The organism is Aeromonas sp. FDAARGOS 1406, assembly GCF_019048565.1.
Taxonomy (GTDB): domain Bacteria; phylum Pseudomonadota; class Gammaproteobacteria; order Enterobacterales; family Aeromonadaceae; genus Aeromonas; species Aeromonas caviae.
In genome coordinates this window covers 2,003,349-2,027,795 of sequence record NZ_CP077378.1, presented here as the reverse complement: position 1 = coordinate 2,027,795, position 24,447 = coordinate 2,003,349, and the positions used below count along the sequence as shown (strand labels likewise).

22 protein-coding genes are annotated in these 24,447 nt (G+C 61.9%); 19 read left to right on the top strand and 3 right to left on the bottom strand.

Annotation, left to right across the window (positions count from 1 at the left end):
* Position 1 precedes the first annotated feature (1 nt).
* From I6L36_RS09470 to pdxJ, 9 genes are all read left to right on the top strand, one after another.
* Positions 2-589: a sigma-E factor negative regulatory protein gene (locus tag I6L36_RS09470; protein ID WP_041211670.1), complete on the top strand. Its 588-nt coding sequence runs from the start codon at positions 2-4 to the stop codon at positions 587-589.
* Between the two features lie 21 nt (positions 590-610).
* Complete coding sequence (locus I6L36_RS09465; protein ID WP_109112025.1) at positions 611-1,591, top strand: MucB/RseB C-terminal domain-containing protein; 981 nt, start codon at positions 611-613, stop codon at positions 1,589-1,591.
* Between the two features lie 90 nt (positions 1,592-1,681).
* Positions 1,682-2,143, top strand: a complete 462-nt coding sequence (locus I6L36_RS09460) for a SoxR reducing system RseC family protein (RefSeq protein ID WP_039040538.1) — start codon at positions 1,682-1,684, stop codon at positions 2,141-2,143.
* Positions 2,144-2,302: 159 nt separating this feature from the next.
* Positions 2,303-4,096 carry a translation elongation factor 4 gene (gene lepA, locus I6L36_RS09455; RefSeq protein WP_109112024.1) on the top strand — a complete coding sequence of 598 codons (1,794 nt, stop codon included), beginning with the start codon at positions 2,303-2,305 and terminating at the stop codon, positions 4,094-4,096.
* 3 nt (positions 4,097-4,099) lie between these two features.
* Entirely contained in the window at positions 4,100-5,023 is a 924-nt protein-coding gene (lepB, locus tag I6L36_RS09450) for a signal peptidase I (protein ID WP_109112023.1), read from the top strand.
* The gene (gene rnc, locus I6L36_RS09445) at positions 5,024-5,695 is read left to right on the top strand and encodes a ribonuclease III (RefSeq protein ID WP_043763271.1); all 672 of its coding nucleotides are present in this window, start codon (positions 5,024-5,026) and stop codon (positions 5,693-5,695) included. It begins immediately after the preceding gene.
* Positions 5,696-5,753: 58 nt separating this feature from the next.
* Positions 5,754-6,659, top strand: a complete 906-nt coding sequence (gene era / locus I6L36_RS09440) for a GTPase Era (RefSeq protein WP_109112022.1) — start codon at positions 5,754-5,756, stop codon at positions 6,657-6,659.
* Entirely contained in the window at positions 6,660-7,370 is a 711-nt protein-coding gene (gene recO, locus I6L36_RS09435) for a DNA repair protein RecO (RefSeq protein WP_109112021.1), read from the top strand.
* A gap of 157 nt (positions 7,371-7,527) precedes the next feature.
* On the top strand, positions 7,528-8,265 hold the full coding sequence (gene pdxJ, locus I6L36_RS09430) for a pyridoxine 5'-phosphate synthase (RefSeq protein ID WP_010675636.1): 738 nt from the start codon (positions 7,528-7,530) through the stop codon (positions 8,263-8,265).
* A 141-nt stretch (positions 8,266-8,406) separates the two neighbouring features.
* Here pdxJ and I6L36_RS09425 read toward each other — a convergent pair whose 3' ends face one another.
* From I6L36_RS09425 to barA, 3 genes are all read right to left on the bottom strand, one after another.
* Complete coding sequence (locus I6L36_RS09425; protein WP_216987106.1) at positions 8,407-9,297, bottom strand: N-acetylmuramoyl-L-alanine amidase; 891 nt, start codon at positions 9,295-9,297, stop codon at positions 8,407-8,409.
* A 32-nt stretch (positions 9,298-9,329) separates the two neighbouring features.
* On the bottom strand, positions 9,330-9,815 hold the full coding sequence (locus I6L36_RS09420; protein WP_010675634.1) for a DUF1456 family protein: 486 nt from the start codon (positions 9,813-9,815) through the stop codon (positions 9,330-9,332).
* 64 nt (positions 9,816-9,879) lie between these two features.
* Positions 9,880-12,600, bottom strand: a complete 2,721-nt coding sequence (gene barA, locus I6L36_RS09415) for a two-component sensor histidine kinase BarA (RefSeq protein WP_045521991.1) — start codon at positions 12,598-12,600, stop codon at positions 9,880-9,882.
* 269 nt (positions 12,601-12,869) lie between these two features.
* Between barA and rlmD the strand changes: the two genes are divergently transcribed.
* From rlmD to surE, 10 genes are all read left to right on the top strand, one after another.
* Positions 12,870-14,192, top strand: a complete 1,323-nt coding sequence (rlmD, locus tag I6L36_RS09410) for a 23S rRNA (uracil(1939)-C(5))-methyltransferase RlmD (protein ID WP_109112716.1) — start codon at positions 12,870-12,872, stop codon at positions 14,190-14,192.
* 349 nt (positions 14,193-14,541) lie between these two features.
* Positions 14,542-16,752 (top strand): GTP diphosphokinase, encoded by a 2,211-nt coding sequence (gene relA / locus I6L36_RS09405; RefSeq protein WP_010675631.1) that lies wholly within the window; start codon positions 14,542-14,544, stop codon positions 16,750-16,752.
* A 170-nt stretch (positions 16,753-16,922) separates the two neighbouring features.
* Positions 16,923-17,720: a nucleoside triphosphate pyrophosphohydrolase gene (mazG, locus tag I6L36_RS09400; protein ID WP_104454748.1), complete on the top strand. Its 798-nt coding sequence runs from the start codon at positions 16,923-16,925 to the stop codon at positions 17,718-17,720.
* Positions 17,721-17,861: 141 nt separating this feature from the next.
* On the top strand, positions 17,862-19,499 hold the full coding sequence (gene pyrG / locus I6L36_RS09395) for a glutamine hydrolyzing CTP synthase (RefSeq protein ID WP_039041042.1): 1,638 nt from the start codon (positions 17,862-17,864) through the stop codon (positions 19,497-19,499).
* Between the two features lie 89 nt (positions 19,500-19,588).
* Positions 19,589-20,890, top strand: a complete 1,302-nt coding sequence (gene eno / locus I6L36_RS09390; RefSeq protein WP_043154803.1) for a phosphopyruvate hydratase — start codon at positions 19,589-19,591, stop codon at positions 20,888-20,890.
* Positions 20,891-21,067: 177 nt separating this feature from the next.
* Positions 21,068-21,385: a cell division protein FtsB gene (ftsB, locus tag I6L36_RS09385; protein ID WP_010675628.1), complete on the top strand. Its 318-nt coding sequence runs from the start codon at positions 21,068-21,070 to the stop codon at positions 21,383-21,385.
* Entirely contained in the window at positions 21,378-22,109 is a 732-nt protein-coding gene (ispD, locus tag I6L36_RS09380) for a 2-C-methyl-D-erythritol 4-phosphate cytidylyltransferase (protein WP_160837273.1), read from the top strand. The genes ftsB and ispD overlap by 8 nt, the downstream gene beginning before the upstream one ends.
* Before the next feature lie 58 nt (positions 22,110-22,167).
* A complete protein-coding gene (gene ispF / locus I6L36_RS09375; protein WP_052814805.1) occupies positions 22,168-22,644 on the top strand; it encodes a 2-C-methyl-D-erythritol 2,4-cyclodiphosphate synthase in 477 nt (158 codons plus the stop codon).
* Positions 22,644-23,702, top strand: coding sequence for a tRNA pseudouridine(13) synthase TruD (truD, locus tag I6L36_RS09370; RefSeq protein ID WP_109112146.1), 1,059 nt, complete (start codon positions 22,644-22,646; stop codon positions 23,700-23,702). The genes ispF and truD overlap by 1 nt, the downstream gene beginning before the upstream one ends.
* A complete protein-coding gene (surE, locus tag I6L36_RS09365) occupies positions 23,683-24,444 on the top strand; it encodes a 5'/3'-nucleotidase SurE (protein WP_109112134.1) in 762 nt (253 codons plus the stop codon). The genes truD and surE overlap by 20 nt, the downstream gene beginning before the upstream one ends.
* Positions 24,445-24,447 lie beyond the last annotated feature (3 nt).

Here is a 24,447-nt window from a genome sequence, read left to right as displayed (position 1 = left end):
TATGGCAAATAAAGAGCAACTTTCAGCCCTGATGGATGGCGACCTCAGCGAAATCGAGGTACTGAACGAGCTGGGAACGGATCCCGCTCTGCAGGATACCTGGTCGCGTTACCATCTGATCGGTGATGCCATGCGGGGTGACCTGCCGGTCAATCTGCAACTGGATCTCAGCGACAGCATCATGCTGGCGCTGGAGGATGAACCCGCCATACTGGCGCCCAAGCCGGCTCAGCCTGCTGCGCCCCAGGTGCAGCCCGCCGGCAAGGTGATCCCCTTCGTTCGCCGCTTTGGCCAGCAAGTGGGGCAGTATGCCATTGCCGCCTCCGTGGCTGCCGCCGTCATCTTCGGCGTGCAGCAGTACCAGGGCAAGGATGGTGTACCGACCAGTCCGGTGCTCAATACCATACCCGTGGGTGGCAGTGCTGCGCCGGTGAGCGTGCACTATCCCCAGGATGGCAGCCGGACCGGTGTGCGTCAGCAAGGTCTGAGCGAGCAGCAGATGCAGGAGCAGCGCGAGCGCATCAATGCCTTCCTGCGCGACCATCAACTGCAACAGCGTCTGCTGCAAGACAAGCAGATTCAGGAATAACGCATTTTTAGGGATCAGATCGTGCGCCAGTCCAGCCGTATCCTGCTGGCCTCTCTCCTGTTGATTTGTGCCAAGGCCTCGGCCGACGATCTGTCGGCCGAGGCCTTGTTGCAGCAGATGCAGAGTGCCGTTTCGCAACAAAACTTCGAATTGTCCATGGTCAAGGCCCGCCAGGGGCGCCTCGAGCCTATCCGTTTCAGCCACGGGATCATCGATGGCAAGGAGGTGGCTCACTTGAGCTATCTCGACGGCAAGGCCGTGGAGTTCCTGCAACGCCAGAACGAATACACCTTCTTCGAAAACACCCATGAACCCTACACCCTCAAGGGGGCGCGTTTCCCCGGGGTCTGGTCGAGCCTGGTGAGGATGCCGCTGCCCCGGGTGATGGAGAGCTATGACCCCGTGCTGGCGGGCCGCAGTCGGGTGGCCGGCCTGGTGGCACAAGTGGTACGGCTGGTGCCCAAGGAGGCGGACAAGTACGGCTTCGTGCTCTGGATTGACGAACAGAGCCATCTGCTGCTGCGGGTGGACATGGTGGATCGAGAGGGCAATCTGGTGGAGCAGGTGCTGGGGGTGGATCTGGACAGGCAATCTGCGCCGGCCCCCTGGCTGGTGACCCTGGCACGCAGCAAGCTGCCGGATGCGCTGGCGCTGGAAGATGCCTATCCCGCTCCTCAGCAGACCCTCAACTGGCACCTGACCTGGTTGCCCGATGGCTTCAAGGTGCTCTCTCAGGATCGGCATCAGCTGGTCAGCACCAGTCTGCCGGTGGATTACATGATGCTCTCCGACGGGCTGGTGGATCTCTCCGTCTACGTTTCCCGGGTCGATCCCAAGCAGGCGGTGCGCCAGCAGTTGATTCGCCAGGGGGCCACCTCGCTGGTGAGCTTCGTCAACGAGGTCGGGGTGGAGATCACCGTGGTGGGCGAGGTGCCCGCCGAAACCGCCAAGCGCATCGCCGAGGCCCTGCAGCCGCTGGCCCGCAACGAGGCGGTGCAGTGAGTCTTTGCCGTGAGACTTGCCCTGAGGGTGCCGCCGTGCTGAGATCCGGTGCATCCACCACCCCCTGTGAGGAGTCATCAGGTGAGTAACATGAGTGAAGAGCTGGCCACAGTAGTGGCCATCGACGGCAATCACGCCTGGGTGGAGTGCGAGCGGCGATCCGCCTGCAGCGGTTGCCACCAACAATCCAGCTGCGGGACCGGCACCGTCGCCAAGGCCTTTCCCATGAAGGCGCAGCGGCTGCGGGTCGCCCTCACCGGCGATGTGGCGGTGGGCCAGCAGATCCGCCTGGGCATCCCTCAGGCCAGCATCCTGCGCGGTGCGGCTCTGGTGTACGTGCTGCCGCTCTTCTGTCTGCTGCTGGGCGCCCTGCTCGGCCAGCTCTGGCTGGTGCCGCTCTTGTCGGCGGGAGAGGGGGTGACCATCCTCTGCTGTCTGCTGGGCGGCGCCATCGGATTTTTACTGGTTCGTTACTTTTCTGACCGGCTCGAGCAGGGGGAATACGGTCCCCGCATGCTCGGGGTGGTGCTCAATACCCGTCATCTCTCTTGAGGGGCCGGGTCTGGCGGAGGGCATCCAGGTGCCCAACGCCCGCCAGACAAGGCGCTATTTGTGGGGCCCGCCGACTAAAGATTGGCCGTCGACCGGGTTATCCAGTAAAATCCTGCCCTCATATCCGACCCTAACTTAATTTTGAGTGATTCTTGCTCGATGAAACACATTCGTAACTTTTCGATTATTGCGCACATCGACCACGGTAAGTCGACCCTGTCGGACCGTCTGATCCAGACTTGCGGCGGCCTGTCCGATCGCGAGATGCAGGCCCAGGTGCTGGACTCCATGGATCTGGAGCGCGAGCGCGGCATTACCATCAAGGCACAGAGTGTGACCCTGAACTACCAGGCACAAGACGGTAACACCTATCAGCTGAACTTTATCGACACCCCGGGCCACGTGGATTTCTCCTACGAGGTTTCTCGCTCCCTGGCTGCCTGTGAAGGGGCACTGCTGGTGGTGGATGCCGGTCAGGGGGTTGAGGCACAGACTCTGGCCAACTGCTACACCGCCATGGAAATGGAGCTGGAAGTGGTGCCGGTGCTGAACAAGATTGACCTGCCGGCCGCAGAGCCCGAGCGGGTTGCCGAGGAGATCGAGGACATCGTCGGCATCGACGCGGTGGACGCGGTGCGCTGCTCCGCCAAGACCGGCCTCGGTGTCGATCTGGTGCTGGAAGAGATCGTCGCCAAGATCCCGTCCCCGGAAGGGGATCCGGAGGCGCCGCTGCAGGCGCTGATCATCGACTCCTGGTTCGACTCCTACCTCGGGGTCGTGTCGCTCGTGCGGATCAAGAACGGTTCCCTGAAGAAGAACGACAAGATCAAGGTGATGAGCACCGGTCAGGTGTGGGGTGTGGATCGTATCGGTATCTTCACCCCCAAGCAGGTGGACACCGACGGCCTGGGTTGTGGCGAGGTAGGTTGGGTCGTCTGCGGCATCAAGGACATCCACGGTGCGCCGGTGGGGGATACCCTGACCCTGGCCAAGCGCGGTGCCGAGAAGGCGCTGGCCGGCTTCAAGAAGGTGAAGCCCCAGGTCTATGCGGGCCTGTTCCCCATCTCCAGCGATGACTACGAGTCCTTCCGTGATGCGCTGGAGAAGCTCTCCCTCAACGATGCCTCCCTGTTCTACGAACCGGAGAGCTCCACGGCGCTGGGCTTCGGCTTCCGCTGCGGCTTCCTCGGGATGCTGCACATGGAGATCATCCAGGAGCGTCTGGAGCGTGAATACGATCTGGATCTCATCACCACAGCGCCGACCGTGGTCTACGAGATCGAGCTGAACGATGGCTCCACCATCCACATCGACAGCCCGGCCCAGATGCCCGCCATCAACAACATCAAGGAGATGCGCGAGCCCATCGCCGAGTGTCACATCCTGCTGCCGCAGGAGTACATGGGCAACGTCATCACCCTCTGCATCGAGAAGCGCGGCGTACAGACCAACATGGTCTACCACGGTAAGCAGGTGGCGCTGACCTACGAGATCCCGATGGCGGAAGTGGTGCTCGACTTCTTCGACCGTCTGAAGTCCACCAGTCGCGGCTACGCCTCCCTGGACTACGGCTTCAAGCGCTTCGAAACCTCCGACATGGTCCGTCTGGACATCATGATCAACGGCGAGCGGGTCGACGCCCTGGCCATCATCACCCACAAGGAGAACGCCCAGTATCGTGGTCGCCAGGTGGTGGAGAAGATGCGCGAGCTGATCCCGCGCCAGATGTTCGACATCGCCATTCAGGCCGCCATCGGCAACCAGATCATCGCCCGCAGCACTGTCAAGGCATTGCGTAAAGACGTCACCGCCAAGTGCTACGGTGGTGACGTGAGCCGGAAGAAGAAACTGCTGAACAAGCAGAAAGAAGGCAAAAAGCGGATGAAGTCCCTGGGCCGTGTGGACGTGCCGCAAGAGGCCTTCCTCGCCATTCTCCACGTCGGAAAGGATTAATCGATGGCAAGCACCTTTTCCCTGATCCTCGTCGTCGTCACCCTGCTGACCGGCATCATCTGGACGCTCGACAAGCTGGTCTGGTCCAAGCAGCGGGCGGCCAAGGTCGCGGCCGCCCGTGCCAATGCCGGCCCAGACGTGGACGAGAAGACCCTGGCCAAGGTGGCCCCCATGCCGGTCTGGATCGAACAGACCGGCGGGGTCTTCCCGGTGATCGCGCTGGTGCTGATCCTGCGTTCCTTCATCTTCGAGCCGTTCCAGATCCCGTCGGGATCCATGATGCCCACCCTGCTGGTGGGCGATTTCATCCTGGTGGAGAAGTTCGCCTATGGCCTCAAGGACCCGGTGACCAACACCAAGTTCCTCGAGACCGGCGAGCCGAAGCGCGGTGATGTGGTGGTCTTCAAGTATCCGCTGGATACCCGGGTGGACTACATCAAGCGGGTGGTCGGTATGCCTGGCGATCGGGTCATCTATCGCAACAAGGAGCTGATGATCCGGCCCAAGTGCGACGAGCAGGAAGGGAAAACGTGCCCCGGCTTCCAGAAGCTGGGCATCAAGTTCGAGCAGCGCGGCGAGTTCAGCCAGATGGGGATCCCGCTGGATCGCTACACCGAACAGCTGGGCGACGTCTCCCACGAGACCCTGCGCAACCCGCTGATGCCGGACCTGGTGGATCGCTACTATCGCCAGCCCGGCACCTATCCTGATGAGTGGGTGGTGCCGGAAGGCCACTACTTCGTGATGGGCGACAACCGCGACAACAGCACCGACAGCCGTTTCTGGGGCTTCGTGCCCGAGCAGAACCTGGTGGGCAAGGCGGTTGCCATCTGGATCAGTTTCGAATTTGAGCGCGAGGAAGGTTCCAGCTTGCCCAGCTGGGTGCCGACCGGCGTGCGCTTCAACCGCATTGGCGGAATACAGTAAATGAATATCAAGATGAACAGACTGCAGTCCCGTCTCGGGCATGTCTTTCAGGAAGCCGAGCTGCTGACCCGGGCACTGACCCATCGCAGCGCCGGTTCCCGGCACAACGAGCGCCTGGAATTCCTGGGGGACTCCATCCTGAGTCTGGTGATTGCCGACGACCTCTTCCACCGCTTCCCGCAGGCGGCGGAAGGGGATCTCAGCCGGATGCGTGCCACCCTGGTGCGCGAGAAGACACTGGCCGAACTGGGCCGGGAGTTCGACCTCGGGGATCACCTGATCCTGGGGCCGGGTGAGCTGAAAAGCGGTGGCTTTCGCCGCGAGTCGATCCTGGCCGACACGGTCGAGGCGGTGATCGGCGCCATCTATCTGGATACCGATCTGGAGCGGGTGCGCAGCCTCCTGCTCGGCTGGTACGCCAGCCGCCTGGAAGAGATCAAGCCCGGCATCGAGCAGAAGGATCCCAAGACCCGGCTGCAGGAGATCCTGCAGGGCAGCCGCCGGTCCCTGCCGACCTATACCGTGACCAACGTCAAGGGCGAGGCCCACAACCAGGAGTTCACCGTGCAGTGCGAGGTGGACGGTCTGGATGGTCCCCTGGTCGGGGTCGGCACCAGCCGTCGCAAGGCCGAACAGGCCGCGGCGCAGCAAGCATTGGAAAGGCTGTCATGACTGCTATGAATGCAAGAGGCCGCGGTCTTTCGACACAACCAGAATTGGAAAGATTGCCATGACGGATACAGATAGCACCTATTGCGGCTTTGTTGCCATCGTGGGCCGCCCCAACGTGGGCAAGTCCACCCTGCTCAACAAGCTGCTCGGCCAGAAGGTCAGCATCACCTCGAAGAAACCCCAGACCACCCGTCACCGGATCCTGGGGATCGACACCGAGGAGAACCATCAGACCATCTATGTGGATACCCCGGGTCTGCACATCGAGGAGAAGCGGGCCATCAACCGCCTGATGAACCGCGCAGCCACCAGTTCTCTGGGGGACGTGGCCATGGTGGTGTTCGTGGTTGACGGCACCCACTGGACCAAGGACGACGAGATGGTGCTCGGCAAGTTGCGCCACCTCAAGTGCCCCGTAGTACTGGCGGTCAACAAGATCGACAACGTGAAGGAGAAGGAGGACCTGCTTCCCCACCTCGAGTGGCTGGGTCAGCAGATGGCTTTCTCCCATATCTTGCCCATCAGCGCCGAAAAGGGCACCAACGTGGAGAAGATCCGCGAGTGGGCCAAGGATCTGCTGCCGGAAAACGTGCACTTCTTCCCGGAAGACTACGTGACCGACCGATCCTCCCGCTTCATGGCCTCCGAGATCATCCGCGAGAAGCTGATGCGCTTCACCGGCGAGGAGCTGCCTTACTCGGTGACGGTGGAGATCGAGCGCTTCAAGGTCGAGGAGACCGGTCTCTACCACATCCATGGCCTCATCCTGGTGGAGCGTGAAGGCCAGAAGAAGATGGTCATCGGCAACAAGGGCGAGAAGATCAAGACCATAGGCACAGAGGCGCGCATCGACATGGAGCGGCTGTTCCAGAACAAGGTGCATCTCGAGCTGTGGGTCAAGGTCAAGTCCGGCTGGGCCGACGACGAGCGGGCCCTGCGCAGCCTCGGGTATGGCGACGACTGATTGCTGACCCCGGCTTTCGTCATCCACAGTCGGCCCTATCGGGAGACCAGCCAGCTGGTCGAGGTCTTCACCCAGGATAGCGGTCGATTCACCCTGGTGGCTCGCGGTTCCCGCGGGCCATGCTCCTCTCTGAAGGGGCTGCTTCAGCCCTTCACCCTGCTCACCATTGCCTGGCGCGGCAAGGGGGATCTCAAGAACCTCACCCAGGTGGAGTGCCCGGATCACTCGTTGCGCCTCGGCGGGGATCGTCTCTTCTACGGCCTCTATCTCAACGAGCTGGTCTACTACCTGCTGGAAGCGCACACCCCCTTCCCCGAGGTGTTCGATGCCTATGCCCGTGCCATCATGGCACTGGCGGACGGAGAGACCCCGGAGCTGCCCCTGCGCCGCTTCGAGTTCCTGCTGCTGCAGGCCCTGGGCTACGCGGTGGACTTCGAATATGCCGCGGACGACGACTCCCCCATCGACCCCACCCTGCTCTACGGCTTCGAGCGGGAGCTCGGCTTTGTCGCTTGCGAGCGGGCGCCGGATCCCCGTACCCTGTTCCTCGGCGCCCACCTGCTGGCCTTCGCCGAGGGGCGTTTTGACACGCCTCCCTTGCTGCAGGCGGCCAAGCGTTTCAGCCGACTGGCGCTGCAGCCCTATCTCGGCAAGCGTCAACTGAAGAGCAGGGAGCTCTTTTTGAAGCGAAAAGGCAGTGTTTCAAGCTGATTTTTATTATCTGGTGATGTTTTGTGTTTATGACATCGCCTTTCATGAACAATAATGCTGTCGCCGCGACCAGAACCGGCCTGCGGCGGCACATGGACAGAGGAGCGGGCTCCACCCGCTCCGGCATTCACAGATGACCTGTATCAAGGAGTAAGCAATGAGCGAGATCTACCTGGGTGTGAACATCGACCATATCGCCACCCTGCGCAACGCCCGCGGCACCCAGTATCCGGATCCGGTACAGGCCGCCTTCGTGGCCGAGCAGGCCGGTGCCGATGGCATCACGGTCCACCTGCGGGAAGATCGCCGCCACATCACCGACCGGGACGTGGAGATCCTGCGCCAGACCATCCAGACCAGGATGAACCTGGAGATGGCGGTGACCGAGGAGATGATCGGCATCGCCTGCCGCATCAAGCCCCACTTCGTCTGCCTGGTACCGGAGAAGCGCACCGAGGTGACCACCGAGGGTGGTCTGGACGTGGCGGGCCAGCTGGACAAGGTGACCGATGCGGTGACCCGTCTTGCGGCCGTCGGTGCTCAGGTATCCCTCTTCATCGATGCGGATCCGTTGCAGATCGATGCGGCCGCCGCGAGCGGTGCTCCCTTCATCGAGATCCACACCGGCCGCTACGCCGATGCCACCACGGATGCCGAGCGCAACGCCGAGTTCAAGCGCATCGCAGCCGGAGCTTCCTACGCCGCTGGCAAGGGCCTGAAGGTCAATGCGGGCCACGGCCTGCACTACCACAACGTCAAGGCTATCGCCGCCATCCCCGAGCTCTATGAGCTCAACATCGGTCATGCCATCATCGGTCGCGCCGCCTTCGACGGTCTGGCCAAGGCGGTCAGCGACATGCGTGCGCTGATGCAGGAAGCCCGTCAGGGGATCTGATGCCGCTTCGCAGGTATGAAAACCACAAGGGACGCTTCGGCGTCCCTTGTGGTTTTCAGGAATGGAGGGAGGGGTGAACCCCGTGCTCATCTGGCATGGGGCCGGGCATCCGTGTGCAGAGGGCGAAAGGGAAGGGGCGTCTCAGCCTGGTTCCGGGAAGTAGCGCTCCAGCAGGGCGGTGAGGATGGCCTGGCACTCGGCATCCGGCTCGCCGGTGACCAGGGCGGGGCGAAAGTGAAGCTGGAAGGCGCGCAGGACGGCGCGGCTCTGCTCATCCCAGGCGCCGTGCTGGGGTAGGCCGTAGCCGTAACGGGCAAGCTGCTGCTGCCATTGCAGCGCATCCCAGGGGATGAGCTGCGTCTGGCGCAGCTCGGCCACCCGGGCCTCGTCGGGCCAGGCGCCGACACCGTAGCGCAGGGCGAGCTCGCGCCAGGGGAACCGGGGGCCGGGATCCTGCTTGCGCTCGGGGGCGACGTCGCTGTGGGCCAGCACCTGGGTGGGGGGGATCTGGTAGCGTTCGACCAGATCCCGGGCGAGTGCGCCGAGGGCGGCGGTCTGGGCAGGAGGATAGGGTTGCCAGTGTCTCAGATGGGCGGGCAGGGCCGCGTCTTTCTCGTCATACCCGAGATTCACTATCTCGATGCCGAGCGAACTGGCGTTGAGCCCGGCGTAGTGATGCCAGCGACTGCGTCCGGCGTGCCAGGCCCGCTGGCTGTCGGGCACCAGCTGGTAGACCGGGAACGGTTGCTCGTCGGTGTCGCGGGGGATCAGGTAGTGGGCGCTCACCTTGTGCTCCGGCTCGGTCAGCAGGTGCAGGGAGCGGGCATCCTCTTCATCCGTGTAGTGCAGGATGAGAAAGGCGATGCGCTCGTTCTGGCTAGCGCTCTGATGATCCTGGTTGAGCCGATAGGGTGCAGGCTGGCAGGCGCCGAGCAGCAGGATGAGGGGCAGTGACCAGAACCAGCGCGCCGCGAACCGACACGCACCGCCGCTCGCCGACGGGCGTGGAGTCAGCAGGCGGCGCCAGCCCATGGTCTAGCCTCGCACCTGGCCGGAGGCGGTCATCAGGGCCCGGGCCTGTATTTGGCGGTGAGGCCAATCAGGAAGTTGCGCAGGATCTGATCCCCGCAATCCTGATAGTGCTTGTGATCCCTGGCGCGGAACAGGGCGCTCAGCTCGGACTTGGAGAGGTTGAAGTTCGCGAGCTTGAGGGTGCCCAGCATCTCCTCTTCCTTGTAGTTGAGGCCGATGCGCAGCTTGCGCAGGATCAGGTTGTTGTTGATCCGGTTCGGGATCACCTGGGGCGGGGCATCTTCCCGCACACCGCGGCGCAGGGCGATGAAGCCGTCGAGGAACTGGCTCAGTGCCGAGTCCGGGCAGGCGGCGAAGCCCGCTTCCTGTGCCTCGCCCTCTTCGGCCTCTTTCATCAGCCAGCCGTGCAACTGGGCATGGGTGATGGCCAGATTGCCCTTGGCAAAGATCTCGACCATCTGGTCGTTGCTGATGCTGAGGGCATAGCGCAGGCGGCGCAGAATATCGTTGTTGGTCATGTTGACTCCTGTGGAAACGGCGCAGATGTTACCACCTGCCGCCTGTCCAGTCAGAAAAAGCGCCTCAGTCGGTCAGGGCCAGGTAGCGGGGGGCCTCCTGCCTCACCTGCTCCAGGGCATCCTGCAGCTCCAGCAATTCGGGTTCCAGATCGCTCACGGCGACCCCGTCGCGCAGCTGCTGCTCGAGCTGGGAGAGCAGGCGTTGCAGACCCGGCACCCCGGAGTAGGCGCAGCCACCGTTGAGGCGGTGGAGCTGGGCCAGCACGTCTGCATCGTCGGCACTCCCTTCCAGCGCCGCCGCCAGGATGGGCTCCACCTCGTCGAAGCTGGCCAGCAGCATGGTCAGCATCTCCCGGGCGAGGGCTGGCTTGCCGGCGGCCTGACGCACGGCGAGGGGCCAGTCTATCTGCTGATCCCCGTGATTCTGGTGCCGCCGGTGGGCGAAGTCGGTGATGAGCTGCGCCAGCATCCCCTCGTCGATGGGTTTGGCCAGGTAGTCGTCCATGCCCTGGCGAATGAGGCGCTCCCGCTCACCGGGAATGGCATGGGCGGTGACCGCGACGATGGGGGTCTCGGTGTTGAGGGAGTGGTGGCGGATCGCCTGGGTGGCGCTGATGCCGTCCATGACGGGCATCTGGATATCCATGAAGATGATGTCGAACGGCTGGCTCTGGGCCAGGTTGACCGCCTCCTTGCCGTTCTTGCACACCACCACCTCGGTCACCATCTCCTTGAGCATGGCGGCGATGAGCTTGAGGTTGGCGGCGTTGTCATCCACCGCCAGCACCTTGACCGCCTGCACGCTGCGCGGCGTCGGCGCGGGCAGGGGGGCACGGCGTACCGCCTCGGGGGAGAGCAGAGCGTGCAGCAACTTGCGATGGTTGATGGGCTTGGAGAGGCAGTGGACGGCGCCGTGGGCCAGCATGGCGTCGTAGAGGGCCGGCTCGTGGCTGCTGAGCAGCACTATGGTGTTCTGCTGGCCGTCCAGTCCGTCGAGACGGGCAATCACCTGCTGTGGGCTGTGCAGGGTGCTGCTGCCGATGAGCACCATGTCCTGGCTGCTCATCGGGGGCCACTCCTCGTCCACCGTCAGGGAGTGCACATCCAGGTGCCACTCTCCCAGCAGGGCGAGCAGGGAGGCGTGAGTGAAGGGATCCGGCTCCAGCAGCCAGACCCGCTTGCCCTGGATGCGATCCAGCGGAAGCCGCTCGCTCTGGGGCAGGGGAGAGACATCCAGATCCAGGTGGAACGAGAAGACCGACCCCTTGCCGAGTTCGGATTCGAAGCGGATCTGGCCCCCCATCTGCTGCACCAGCTTCTGGGTGATGACGAGCCCGAGCCCGGTGCCCCCATAGCGGCGGGAGATGGAGGAGTCTGCCTGGTTGAAGGCCTGGAACAACTGGCGCTGCTGCTCTTCCGAGATGCCGATGCCGGTATCGCGAATCAGCACCCGCAGGCGCACCTTGTTGCCGTTCGACTCCCCGGTCTGCTCGACACGCACGTCCACGTTGCCGCGCTCGGTGAACTTGATGGCGTTGCCGGTGAGGTTGGTGAGCACCTGCTGCAGGCGCATGGGGTCGCCGGTGAGGTAGTCCGGCACGGCGGCATCCACCTGGAGGGAGAGTTCGAGCTGCTTGTCGTGGGCGCTCGGCCCCAGCAGGTGCATGGTCTCGTTGAGGGTGTCCCGCAGGCTGAAGGGGATGTGCTCGAGCTGCAGCTTGCCCGCCTCCAGCTTGGAGAAGTCGAGGATGTCGTTGATGATCCCAAGGAGGTTGCGTGCCGACTTCTCGATGGTCTGCATGTAATCGGTCTGGCTCGGGGTCAGGCTGGTCTTGAGCAGCTGGCGGGTGAAGCCGATGACCCCGTTGAGAGGGGTGCGCAGCTCGTGGGACATGTTGGCGAGGAACTCGGACTTGACCCTGGCCGCCTCCTGGGCGCGCTTCTTCGCCATGTCGAGCTCGACGTTCTGGATCTCGATCTGCTCGAGGGTCTCCCGCAGATCCGACGTCGCCTGATCGATGTTCTGCTGCATCTCCTCGTGATATTCGGAGAGCGCCTTGGCCATGGCGTTGATGCCGTTCTTGAGCATGTCCAGCTCGCCGGTGAGCTGGCCGCTGACCCGGGTATCGAGTCGCCCCTCCCTGATCCGGTGCACCGCCTGCACCATGTCGGTGATGGGCTGGGTCACGCTCTTGACCAGACGGAAGCCGAACAGGGCGCTGATGGCCAGCCCGATGAGCACGATGATGACCGCGAAGAAGGCGTCGCGGTACTGCAGGACGATGGCCCTGTCCGTGGCGAGCTGCATGGAGATGTAGCCGATGACCGGCGGCTCCAGATCGCTTGGCAGCGGGAAGCCGTCCAGGCTGGTCTCTGCCTGGATGGGGGTGCGCAGTATGATGTCATCGCCGTTGACGGAGACGCTGGTCAGGGCCGGGATGACGCTGCCGTCCGGCAGACGAAGCTGGCTGAAGTCCCTGTGGTAGTTGGACGTCACGAACAGCTGGTTCTCCTGGGTGAAGACGGCGATGGACTTGATGAAGGGCGAGTTTTTGCGATGGGTGAGCCCGATCAGCCGCTTGAGGGATTCGCGGCTGTGCTGTGTCATGCCGTATTCGCTGGCGATGGCCAGGGGCTCGATGATGTTGATGCCCTGATCGATGAGGTTGTTTTCCAGCTGCTGATAGCGGTGGAAGGTGAAATAGCCGGCGATGAGGCCGCCAATGATGAGGGTCGGCAAGATGGTGAAGGCCAGCACCCGGGCCCTGAGACCGTACTTGGTCATGCCGCCGACCCGCCTTTCGCAAGAGAAGCCATGATCCGGGGCGCATGCAGGCACTGGGGTCGGGCAGGCAATACAGTCATTGTCGCTGTACGGGGTCTCAGGCCGTATCCGGTCATATCAATGGGCCACTTTTGGTCAGAATGGACGATGGGGCGGATGCCGCGGCTGGGGCCCTCAGGCCGTATTTGGTCATACGATTATTCTTGTGGGACAATGGTCTGCCGCAGATTCCACAATCATGACATAGCCACCTATAGGCACCAAGTTTTATGGCCCAGTTTTTCAAGCCCCAAAAGAAATCCACCCAGCCCCAACGTATTGAATTTACGGTAGACAGTCTGGATCACCACTGTGTCGGCGTCGGCCGTCATCAGGGCAAGGCCATCTTCATCGAAGGGGCGCTGCCCGGCGAGGCCATCAAGGCCCGCATCATCGACGACAAGAAGCACTATGCCCACGCCGCCCTGCAACAGGTGGTGACCCCGGCGGCCAACCGGGTCGCCCCCTTCTGCGACCACTATCGCGAGTGTGGCGGTTGCAGTGCCCAGCACCTGGGAGAGGGAGATCAACTGGCGGCCAAGGAGGCGGGACTGGTCAGCCTGTTCGAGCGCCTTGGCAACATCCAGGCGCCGGCGCTGGCACCTGCGCTGACGGGGGAGTCCCGCGCCTACCGCCGGGTCTGCCGTCTGGCCATCAAGTTTGACAAGAACGGTCGCTGCACCCGGGTGGGCTTTCGTCGTCGCCAGTCGAACGATCTGGTAGAGATTGCCGGCTGTCCTGTGCTGGCCGAGCCCCTCTCCGCCCTTATTGCCCCTCTGCGCGAATGTCTCAACCGGCTGAAGAGCCAGCGCGAACTGGGCCATGCGGAACTCATTCAGGGGGAGCAGGGCATTCTGATGCTGCTGCGCCACATCGGTAGCCCCACCGAGGCGGATCGGGCGCACTTGACCGAGTTTGCCACCGCCCAGGGGATAGACCTCTATCTGCAGGCGGCGGACGAGCAGATCGAACCTCTGCGTCAACAGTCTCAGCCAAGTTACACGCTGGATGGCCTGTCTCTTGCATTCGCTCCCGGCGACTTCATCCAGGTCAACGGGCCCGTCAACCAGCGCATGGTGGAGCAGGCATTGAGCTGGCTCGACGCAGGCAAGGATGACAAGGTGCTGGACCTCTTCTGCGGCATCGGCAACTTCACCCTGCCGCTGGCCCGTCAGGCCCGCGAAGTGGTGGGGGTGGAAGGGGAGTTCGCCATGGTGACGCGTGCACAGGAGAATGCCCGCCGCAACGGCATCGACAACGCCCGCTTCTACAAGGCGGACTTGAGCGGCGACATCGTGGGCATGTCCTGGGCCCGGGAAGGGTTCGATCTGGTACTTCTGGATCCGGCCAGACCCGGGGCGCTGGAGGTGATGAGCCACGTGGTGGCACTTTCCCCCAAACGGGTGGTCTATGTTTCCTGTAACCCGGTCACCCTGGCCCGTGACAGTCAGGTGCTGGTGCAGGGGGGCTACAAGCTGACCCGTCTGGGGATGCTGGACATGTTCCCCCACACCGGTCATCTGGAGTCCATGGCGCTGTTCGAACGGGGCTGAGTCGAGGCGACCGCATTATTCTGGATGAATCAAGATGCGGTCGTGATGATTTTTCGATGTGCATGATGCTGCCAGAGTGAGGTAAAACAGGTGTTTTTCGCTGCCTTCAACGGGCAGGGCAGAATGCGGTTATCTTGGTTTTCCAGCGGCGGCAGCGCTGTTTGAGCGGGAGTGATTAGGGTAATCTAGGTCGTCGATAGTGGATCGGATGCGGGGAAGAGCCCTGTCACCTTGCGCGGTGACATGCCTTGAAAACTCTTTCATGCATCCCCATTTGAGGCAGTCATCAGTTGATGAGGGGATGAGGAGAGCATCGGCTTTCGACCCCACACTTTTAAGGATTGATACCATGGTTGCGGTGCGCGATATTCATTTGAAAGACAATTTCACTCTGGATGAGTGGGTCAGTTCCCTTACCCTGAGTGAAAGTGACAAGAATCAGCTGCGAACCGTCTACCAGTATTGCCTGACCCTGGGTGACGAAGCGCTCACCAACCGCCTGCTGGTGCGCGGGGTCGAGATGGTGGGCATCCTGCTGATGCTCAGCATGGATCTCGCCACCCTCAAGGCCGCCATTCTCTATCCCTTCGTCGAAGCCGGTCTCATCAGCCAGGAAAAGGTGAACGAGGACTTCGGCCCCAAGATCGCCAAGCTGGTGGAAGGGGTGCTGGAGATGGAGGCCATCCGCTCCCTGCAAACCCTTCACCGCAGCGAAACCTCGCCGGAGCAGGTGGACAACGTGCGCCGCATGCTGCTCGCCATGGTCGAGGACGTGCGCGCCGTGGTCATCAAGCTGGCGGAGCGCATCGCCTGCCTGCGTGAGGCGAAGAAGGCGGATGAGGAGACCCGGGTGCTGATGGCCCAAGAGATCACCAACATCTATGCCCCCCTTGCGAACCGCCTCGGTATCGGTCAGCTCAAGTGGGAGCTCGAGGATCTCGCCTTCCGCTACCTGCACCCGGACACCTACAAGCAGATCGCCAAGCAACTGGACGAGAAACGGCTCGACCGCGAGCGCTACATCCGTGAATTCGTGCAGTCTCTGCGCGATGCCCTGGCCGAGGCCGGCGTCGAGGCCGAGGTCTATGGCCGACCGAAACACATCTACAGCATCTGGCGCAAGATGCAGAAGAAGCACCTCGAATTCAACGAGCTGTTCGATGTGCGCGCGGTGCGGGTGATCACCAAGCGGCTGCAGGATTGCTACGCGGCGCTCGGTATCGTTCACACCCATTTCCACCATATTCCCCGCGAATTTGACGACTATGTCGCCAACCCCAAGCCCAATGGCTACCAGTCCATCCACACCGTGGTGGTGGGGGAGGAGGGCAAGACAGTGGAGATCCAGATCCGTACCGAGCAGATGCATCAGGATGCGGAGCTCGGTGTCGCTGCGCACTGGCGCTACAAGGAAGGGGCACAGGCCGCTGCCAAGACCAGCACCTTCGAAGACAAGATCGAATGGCTGCGCAAACTCCTCGCCTGGCAGGAGGACCTCTCGGAGAGCGGCTCCTTGCTGGACGATCTGCGCAGTCAGGTGTTCGAGGACAGGGTTTATGTCTTCACTCCCAAGGGCGATGTCATCGACCTGCCGGCAGGGGCGACGCCGCTCGACTTCGCCTATCACGTGCACAGCATGATCGGTCACCGCTGCATCGGCACCAAGATCGACGGTCGCATCGTGCCCTTCACCTATACGCTGCAAACCGGTGATCAGGTGGAGGTGATCACCCAGAAGGAGCCGAACCCGAGCCGCGACTGGATGAACCCGAACGCCGGCTTCCTGCGCTCCAGCCGGGCGCGGGCCAAGGTGGCCACTTGGTTCAGAAAGCTGGACCGGGACAAGAACATCGCCGCCGGCAAGGAGTTGCTGGAGAAAGAACTGGACAGGCACAACCTCACCCTCTCCAAGGTGGACAAGGTGGTGCTGGAGCGTTTCCATGCGGAGGAGCTGGAGGATTTGCTGGCCGGTATCGGCAGCGGCGACATCCGCATCAACCAGCTGCTCAATTATCTGGACACCCGCTACAACAAGCCGACGGCGGAAGAAGAAGATCGCCGTCTGCTGGAGAAGCTGGAGCAGAAGGCCAATGTGCCCTTCCGCCCCAAACCCAAGGATCACATCGTGGTGGAAGGGGTGGGCAACCTGATGACTCACATCGCCCGCTGCTGCCAGCCCATCCCGGGGGACGCCATCCAGGGCTTCATCACCATGGGACGGGGGGTTTCCATCCACCGGGAAGATTGCGAGCAGCTCAAGGAGCTGTCGCGTCGCAACCCGGAGCGCTTGATCGATGCGGTCTGGGGGGAGAACTACTCCGGCGGTTACGGTCTCACCATCCGCATTCTCTCCAACGACAGATCCGGCCTGCTGCGCGACATCACCACCGTGCTCGCCAACGAGAAGATCAACGTGATGGGAGTGCGTTCGCGCTCCAACGTGCGCGAGCAGACCGCCGAAATAGACATGGAGCTGGAGATTTACAACATCAACGCCTTCAACCGGGCGTTGGCCAAGCTCAGTCAGCTCAACGACGTGATCAGCGCCAAGCGGCTGTAATGCTCAACCGACCGGCCCCAGTGGCCGGTCTGCATTTTCTCCCTCCTTGTAGAGCATTGAAGACGGATATCACGCGCCCCATCTCCGGCCGCCATGGCGCCACATCATGTGGAGCAGTGGCGTGAGCGGATATTCATGAACCCATTTACTGAATCGAAAGTGAGTTGCCCATGTCCCAACGCTACGACCTTCCCCAACTGCTCGACATCATGGCTAGATTGCGTGACCCGAACGGGGGCTGTCCCTGGGATCTCAAGCAGAGCTTCCAGACCATAGTGCCGCACACCCTGGAGGAGGCCTACGAGGTGGCGGATGCCATCGAGAGCGAAGATTGGCAAGGGCTGAAGGGGGAGCTCGGTGATCTGCTGTTCCAGGTCGTGTTCTATGCCCAGCTCGGCAAGGAGCAGGGATTGTTCGACTTTGCCGACATCGTCGATACCGTGAGCGAGAAGCTCATTCGCCGCCACCCCCATGTCTTCTCCGATGCCGACCTGGGTGACGAGCAGGCGGTCAAAGCGAACTGGGAGGCGGAAAAGGCCAAAGAGCGGGCCGCGCTCGACAAGGAGAGCGTGCTGGACGATATCCCCCTCTCCCTGCCTGCCCTGACCCGGGCAGCCAAGATCCAGAAGCGCTGCGCCACCGTCGGTTTCGACTGGAAGACCCTGGGGCCCGTGGTGGACAAGATCCACGAGGAGATCGAGGAGGTGATGGAAGAGGTGCTGATGGTTGACGTGGACGAGGCTCGGGTGAGCGACGAGCTCGGCGATCTCTTGTTTGCCACCGTCAACTTGGTGCGTCATCTGGGCAAGGATCCCGAGCAGGTGCTGAGGGCTGCCAACACCAAGTTTGAGCGTCGTTTTCGTCAAGTTGAACACTTTATTGCCGCAGAAGGTCTGAAAATGACGGATTGCTCCCTGGAGAAGCTGGACGAGGCCTGGAACAAGGCCAAGGAAACCGAGCAAAGTTGATTTGGCGCAAGACGGGGCGGCGGGGAGCCTGATAGATTTTTGTTCATTGTTTGGGAGTGGGGGTTTTGGTATACTGTTTCCCCGTCCTGCTTCATCCCCGAAGCACCCCTTAAAATTCCCTAAACTTCTTTCAGGTTCAGCATGACGACCAAATATATTTTTGTGACTGGTGGCGTTGTTTCATCCCTCGGCAAAGGCATTGCCGCAGCTTCTCTGGCAGCCATTCTGGAAGCCCGTGGTCTGGATGTGACCATCATGAAACTGGACCCGTACATCAACGTGGATCCGGGCACCATGAGCCCGACCCAGCATGGTGAAGTGTTCGTAACCGAGGACGGGGCCGAAACCGATCTGGATTTGGGCCACTACGAGCGTTTCATCCGCACCAAGATGACCCGCCGCAACAACTTCACCACCGGCCGCATCTATGCAGACGTGCTGCGCAAGGAGCGTCGTGGTGACTATCTGGGCGCCACCATCCAGGTAATCCCGCACATCACCAACGCCATCAAGGAGCGGGTGATTGCCGGTGCCGAAGGCCATCAGGTTGCCATCGTCGAAGTGGGCGGTACCGTGGGCGACATCGAGTCCCTGCCGTTCCTTGAAGCCATTCGTCAGCTGGCGGCCATCGTGGGTCGCAACAATGCCATGTTCATGCACCTGACCCTGGTTCCTTACCTGGCCGCCGCCGGCGAGGTGAAGACCAAGCCGACGCAGCACTCCGTGAAGGAGCTGCTCTCCATCGGTATCCAGCCGGATGTGCTGATCTGCCGCTCCGACCGCGCCATTCCGGCCAACGAACGTGCCAAGATCGCCCTGTTCTGCAACGTGCCCGAGCGCGCCGTCATCTCCATGAAGGATGTCGACTCCATCTACAAGATCCCGGCGCTGCTGAAATCCCAGGGTCTGGACGGCTACATCACCGAGCGCTTCGGCATCGAGTGCAAAGAAGCCGACCTGGCCGAGTGGGAACAGGTCATCTATGAAGAGGCCAACCCGACTGCCGAAGTCACCATCGGCATGGTGGGCAAGTATGTCTCCCTGCCGGACGCCTACAAGTCCGTCAACGAAGCGCTCAAGCACGGTGGCCTGAAGACCCGTCTCTCCGTCAACATCAAGTACATCGACTCCCAGGACATCGAGACCCGTGGCGCCGAGCTGCTGGAAGGTCTGGATGCGATCCTGGTACCGGGTGGCTTCGGCGAACGCGGTGTGGAAGGCAAGATCCTGGCCGCCAAATATGCCCGCGAGAACAAGATCCCGTACCTCGGTATCTGCCTGGGCATGCAGGTTGCCTTGATCGAATACGCCCGCAACGTGGCGGGCATGGAAGGGGCTCACTCCTCCGAGTTCAAGAAAGACAGCCCGTACCCCGTGGTCGGTCTCATCACCGAGTGGGTGGATGACGAAGGCAACGTCGAGACCCGGACCGAGAAGTCCGATCTGGGCGGTACCATGCGTCTTGGCTCCCAGCTCTGCCACCTGGTGGAAGATTCCAAGGTGCGTCAGATGTACGGCAGCCCGACCATTTACGAGCGCCACCGTCACCGTTATGAAGTGAACAACAAGCTGCTGCCACAGATTGAAGCGGCAGGTCTGAAGGTGACCGGTCTCTCCGCCGACAAAAAACTGGTGGAAATCATCGAGATCCCGGATCACCCCTGGTTCGTGGCCGCGCAGTTCCACCCGGAGTTCACCTCGACTCCCCGTGATGGCCACGCCCTGTTCGCCGGTTTTGTGAAGGCGGCGGGCGAGTATCAGAAGCGTAATTTGAAGTAATTGAAAATAAATGCGGTTGGGGCCCTGTGCCACAGCCGCTTTTTTTGGCATATTTTTGTTGTTTTTTTACGAAACCTGAGGAAATACACATGTCCAAGATCGTTAAAGTGATCGGTCGTGAAATCATCGACTCCCGTGGTAACCCGACCGTTGAGGCCGAAGTTCACCTGGAAGGTGGTTTTGTTGGTATGGCAGCCGCTCCGTCTGGCGCGTCCACCGGTTCCCGCGAAGCGCTGGAACTGCGTGACGGCGACAAGAGCCGTTTCCTGGGTAAAGGCGTGCTGAAAGCCATCGAAGCCGTCAACGGCCCGATCGCTCAGGCTCTGCTGGGTAAAGATGCCAAGGACCAGGCCACTGTCGACCAGATCATGATCGACCTCGACGGTACCGAGAACAAATCCAAGTTCGGCGCCAACGCCATCCTGGCTGTTTCCCTGGCCAACGCCAAAGCTGCCGCTGCTGCCAAAGGCATGCCGCTGTACGCCCACATCGCCGAGCTGAATGGCACCCCGGGTGTCTACTCCATGCCGCTGCCCATGATGAACATCATCAACGGTGGTGAGCACGCCGACAACAACGTCGACATCCAGGAGTTCATGATCCAGCCGGTTGGCGCCAAGACCCTGAAAGAAGCCGTTCGCATGGGCGCAGAAGTGTTCCACAACCTGGCCAAAGTGCTGAAGTCCAAGGGCTACAACACTGCCGTCGGTGACGAAGGTGGTTTCGCTCCGAACCTGAAATCCAACGCCGAAGCGCTGGAAGTGATCGCTGAAGCCGTTGCCGCTGCCGGTTACAAACTGGGCACCGACATTACCCTGGCCATGGACTGCGCTGCGTCCGAGTTCTACGACGCAGAGAAGAAAGAGTACAACCTGAAGGGCGAAGGTCGTATCTTCACCTCCAACGGTTTCTCCGACTTCCTGGCTGACCTGACCACCAAGTTCCCGATCGTCTCCATCGAAGATGGCCTGGACGAATCCGACTGGGAAGGCTTCGCCTACCAGACCGCCGAACTGGGCAAGAAAATCCAGATCGTGGGTGACGACCTGTTCGTAACCAACACCAAGATCCTGAAGCGCGGTATCGACAACGGCATCGCCAACTCCATCCTGATCAAGTTCAACCAGATCGGTTCCCTGACCGAAACTCTGGCTGCCATCAAGATGGCCAAAGACGCTGGCTACACTGCCGTCATCTCCCACCGCTCCGGTGAGACCGAAGACGCGACCATCGCCGACCTGGCTGTGGGTACCGCTGCTGGCCAGATCAAGACCGGTTCCATGAGCCGTTCTGACCGTGTTGCCAAGTACAACCAGCTGATTCGTATCGAAGAAGCCCTGGGTGCCAAGGCTCCGTTCCGTGGTCTGAAAGAAGTGAAGAACCAGGCTTAATTTTCGCCTGCGTTCATGCTTCACAAAGCCCCGCCATCTGGCGGGGCTTTTTCGTTCTGCGCTTATGGACATGTGCGACCTGCATTTTTTATTCCGACCAACCCATCCGGCACACAGGCTTTCTTTTGTCTTGCCTGCGAATATGGGAAACTAGGCCGCTTGAAGGAGACTCAGTGCATGCGGCTACTCACTCTTATCCTGCTCCTCCTGTTGGGAGGGCTGCAATATGACCTCTGGCTGGGGAAAAACGGCCTCTCCGACTATCGGGAACTCTCCACCGCCATCGAGCGGCAGCAACAGGACAACCTGGTACTCAAGGATCGCAACAGTCTGATTTACCGGGAAATCGACGATCTTACCTCTGGCCTTGAGGCCATCGAGGAGTTGTCGCGCAACGATCTTGGCTACATCAAGCAGGGCGAGACCTTCTACAGAATCATTCCTAAAGAAAAGGATCAGGTGACGGAGCCTGATGGTGCCCCCTACGATGACTGATAGCCTGAGCGGCCTGACCGCCATCGTCCCGGCTGCCGGTATTGGCAGTCGCATGGGGGCCAATTGCCCCAAGCAGTACCTTTCCCTGGCAGGTAAATGCATTCTGGAGCACACCCTGGAGCGTCTGCTCTCCCATCCCGCCATCGCCCGTGTGATCGTGGCGCTGGCGCCCCACGACCGCTGGTTTGAGACGCTGACCGTGGCAACCGATCCGCGGGTGCTGCGAGTGGAAGGGGGAAGCGAGCGCGCCTTCTCCGTGCTCAATGCGTTACACGTGGCAGAAGGGGAGTGGGCACTGGTGCATGACGCCGCCCGGCCCTGTCTGACCCACGAGGATCTCGATGCGCTCATTACTGCCGCCATGGCCTCTGGCGGTGCCATCCTCGGCAGCCGGGTGCGCGATACCATGAAGCGCACCGATGCGGCCGGCAATATCCTCGCCACCGTGGATCGCGAGCAGCTCTGGCATGCCCTGACGCCCCAGATGTTTTTGGTCCGCCCCCTCAAGCGGGCGCTGGAGGAGGGGCTGGCGCTCGGCGCCGCCATCACCGATGAAGCCTCCGCCATGGAGCGCGCCGGTTTCCCCGTGCGCATGGTGGAAGGGCGGGCCGATAACATCAAGGTGACCCGGCCGGAAGATCTCTCCCTGGCCGGGCTCTATTTACAGCAACAACGTGCGTGCCGGTCGGCACGACCCGATTCATCCCCAGAGGAGCAGGCATGATCCGCACCGGACATGGTTTTGATGAGACAGATTTCCGTGTATTGAGGAGGGCGCAGGCATGATGCGGATCGGACATGGTTTTGATGTTCACAAGTTTGGCGGGGTTGGTCCCTGCATGCTGGGCGGGGTGGCGGTGCCCTATGAACAGGGCCTACTGGCCCACTCCGATGGCGACGTGGTGCTGCATGCGGTGAGCGATGCCCTGCTGGGGGCCATCGGCGCCGGTGACATCGGCCGCCACTTTCCCGATACCGCCGCCGAATTCAAGGGCATCGACAGCCGCATCCTGCTGCGGGATGTCTTTGCCCGCGTGCAGCGCGCAGGTTATGCCATCGGCAACCTGGATGTGACCATCATCGCCCAGGCCCCCAAGATGGCCCCCCATATCGACGCCATGTGCGCCGTGCTGGCCGCAGATCTGCAATGTGATTTGAACCGGGTGAACGTCAAGGCGACCACCACCGAACAACTCGGATTCACGGGGCGCAAGGAAGGGATCGCCACCGAAGCCGTCGTCTTGCTGGTGAAACAATGATGCTTGAACAACTTGCCTATCTGCACGGGACGCCCACTGCTCGCGGCATCCTCAAGGCCGAGGCCGCCGACTTCGTGGTCAATGAAGATCTCGGGTTTGCACCTTGCGGCGAGGGGGAACACATCTTCGTCCGGGTACGCAAAACCGGCGAGAATACCGCCTGGGTGGCTGGCCTGCTGGCCGATGCGGCCGGGGTTGCCCGCAATGCGGTGACCTGGGCTGGTCTGAAAGATCGCCATGCGGTGACCGAACAGTGGTTCGGCATCCATCTGCCGGGCAAGGGCGAGCCGGGTCTCTCGGTCATCGAGAACGACAACATCCGGATCCTTGAGGTGAAGCGCCACAACAAGAAGCTGCGGGTCGGCTATCTCAAGGGCAACCACTTCACCCTGCGTCTCACCGGTCTGGAGCAGGCCGACGGGCTGGAATCCCGTCTGCAGGCGATTGCAACCCAGGGGGTGCCCAACTACTACGGCGAGCAGCGTTTCGGCCGCGGTGGCAACAACCTGGAGGCCGCCAAGGCGATGTTCGCCGGCAAACGGATCAAGGATCGCAACAAGCGCTCCCTCTATCTGTCCGCCGCCCGCAGCATGCTGTTCAATGCCATCGTCAGCGCCCGCATCGAGCAGGGGCTGGCCCATCAGCTGCTGGCTGGCGACTGCGTGATGCTCAAGGGCAGCCACTCCATCTTCAGTGAAGAGAGCGTGACGCCCGAGCTCGAGGCGCGCCTTGCCTCCGGAGACGTGCAACTGACCGCTCCCCAGTGGGGCCGTGGCCGTCTGGCGAGCCAGGGGGCAGCCGCCGAGTTCGAGCAAGGAGTGCTGGCCTCTTATGGCGACTGGTGCGAGGGGCTGGAGAAAGCCGGGCTGGATCAGGACAGGCGCCCGCTGCTGCTCAAGCCGGAGCAGATGAGCTGGCAACGGGAGGACGAGGTGTTGACCCTGTCGTTCTTCCTGCCTGCCGGCGCCTTTGCCACCAGCGTGGTACGCGAATTAATGCAGGCCGAAGAGGCCGATCACGGTTTCAGGAACTCAACCGATGCGAATTCTGGTCAGTAATGACGATGGGGTACACGCCGAGGGCATTCGCGCCCTCAGCGAGGCGTTGCGTGCCTGTGGCGAGGTCGTGGTGGTGGCGCCGGATCGCAACCGCAGCGGTGCCAGCCACTCCCTGACGCTGGAAGTGCCGCTGCGGGTCACCCGCCTCGATGCGTCCAGTTTTCACGGCATCAAGAGTTATGTGGTCAAGGGGACGCCGACCGACTGCGTTCATCTGGCGGTCAACGAACTGCTGCGCCCTGAGCCCGACATGGTGGTGGCCGGTATCAATCACGGGGCCAACCTGGGGGATGACGTCATCTACTCGGGGACGGTGGCGGCCGCGACGGAAGGGCGTCATCTTGGTTTCCCCTCCATCGCCGTTTCGCTGGTGGGCAAGACTCATTTCGCCAGTGCGGCCCACTACGCCGCCCAACTGGTGCGGGGGCTGATGGTGCATCCGTTGCCTGCGGATCAGATCCTCAACGTGAATGTGCCTGACCTGCCGCTTGAGCAGATCAAGGGGATCAGGGTGACTCGTCTTGGCAATCGCCACCGGGCGGAGTCGGTGATCCGCACCGAGGATCCCCGTGGTCAGCCCGTCTACTGGATTGGCCCCCCCGGCAACCAGCAGGATGCGGGAGAGGGAACGGACTTTGCCGCCATCGAGCAGGGTTATGTCTCCATCACTCCCCTGACCATCGACATGACGGCCTACGGCAGTCTGTCGACCCTGGGCGCGTGGCTGGATCTGCAGGGATGACGT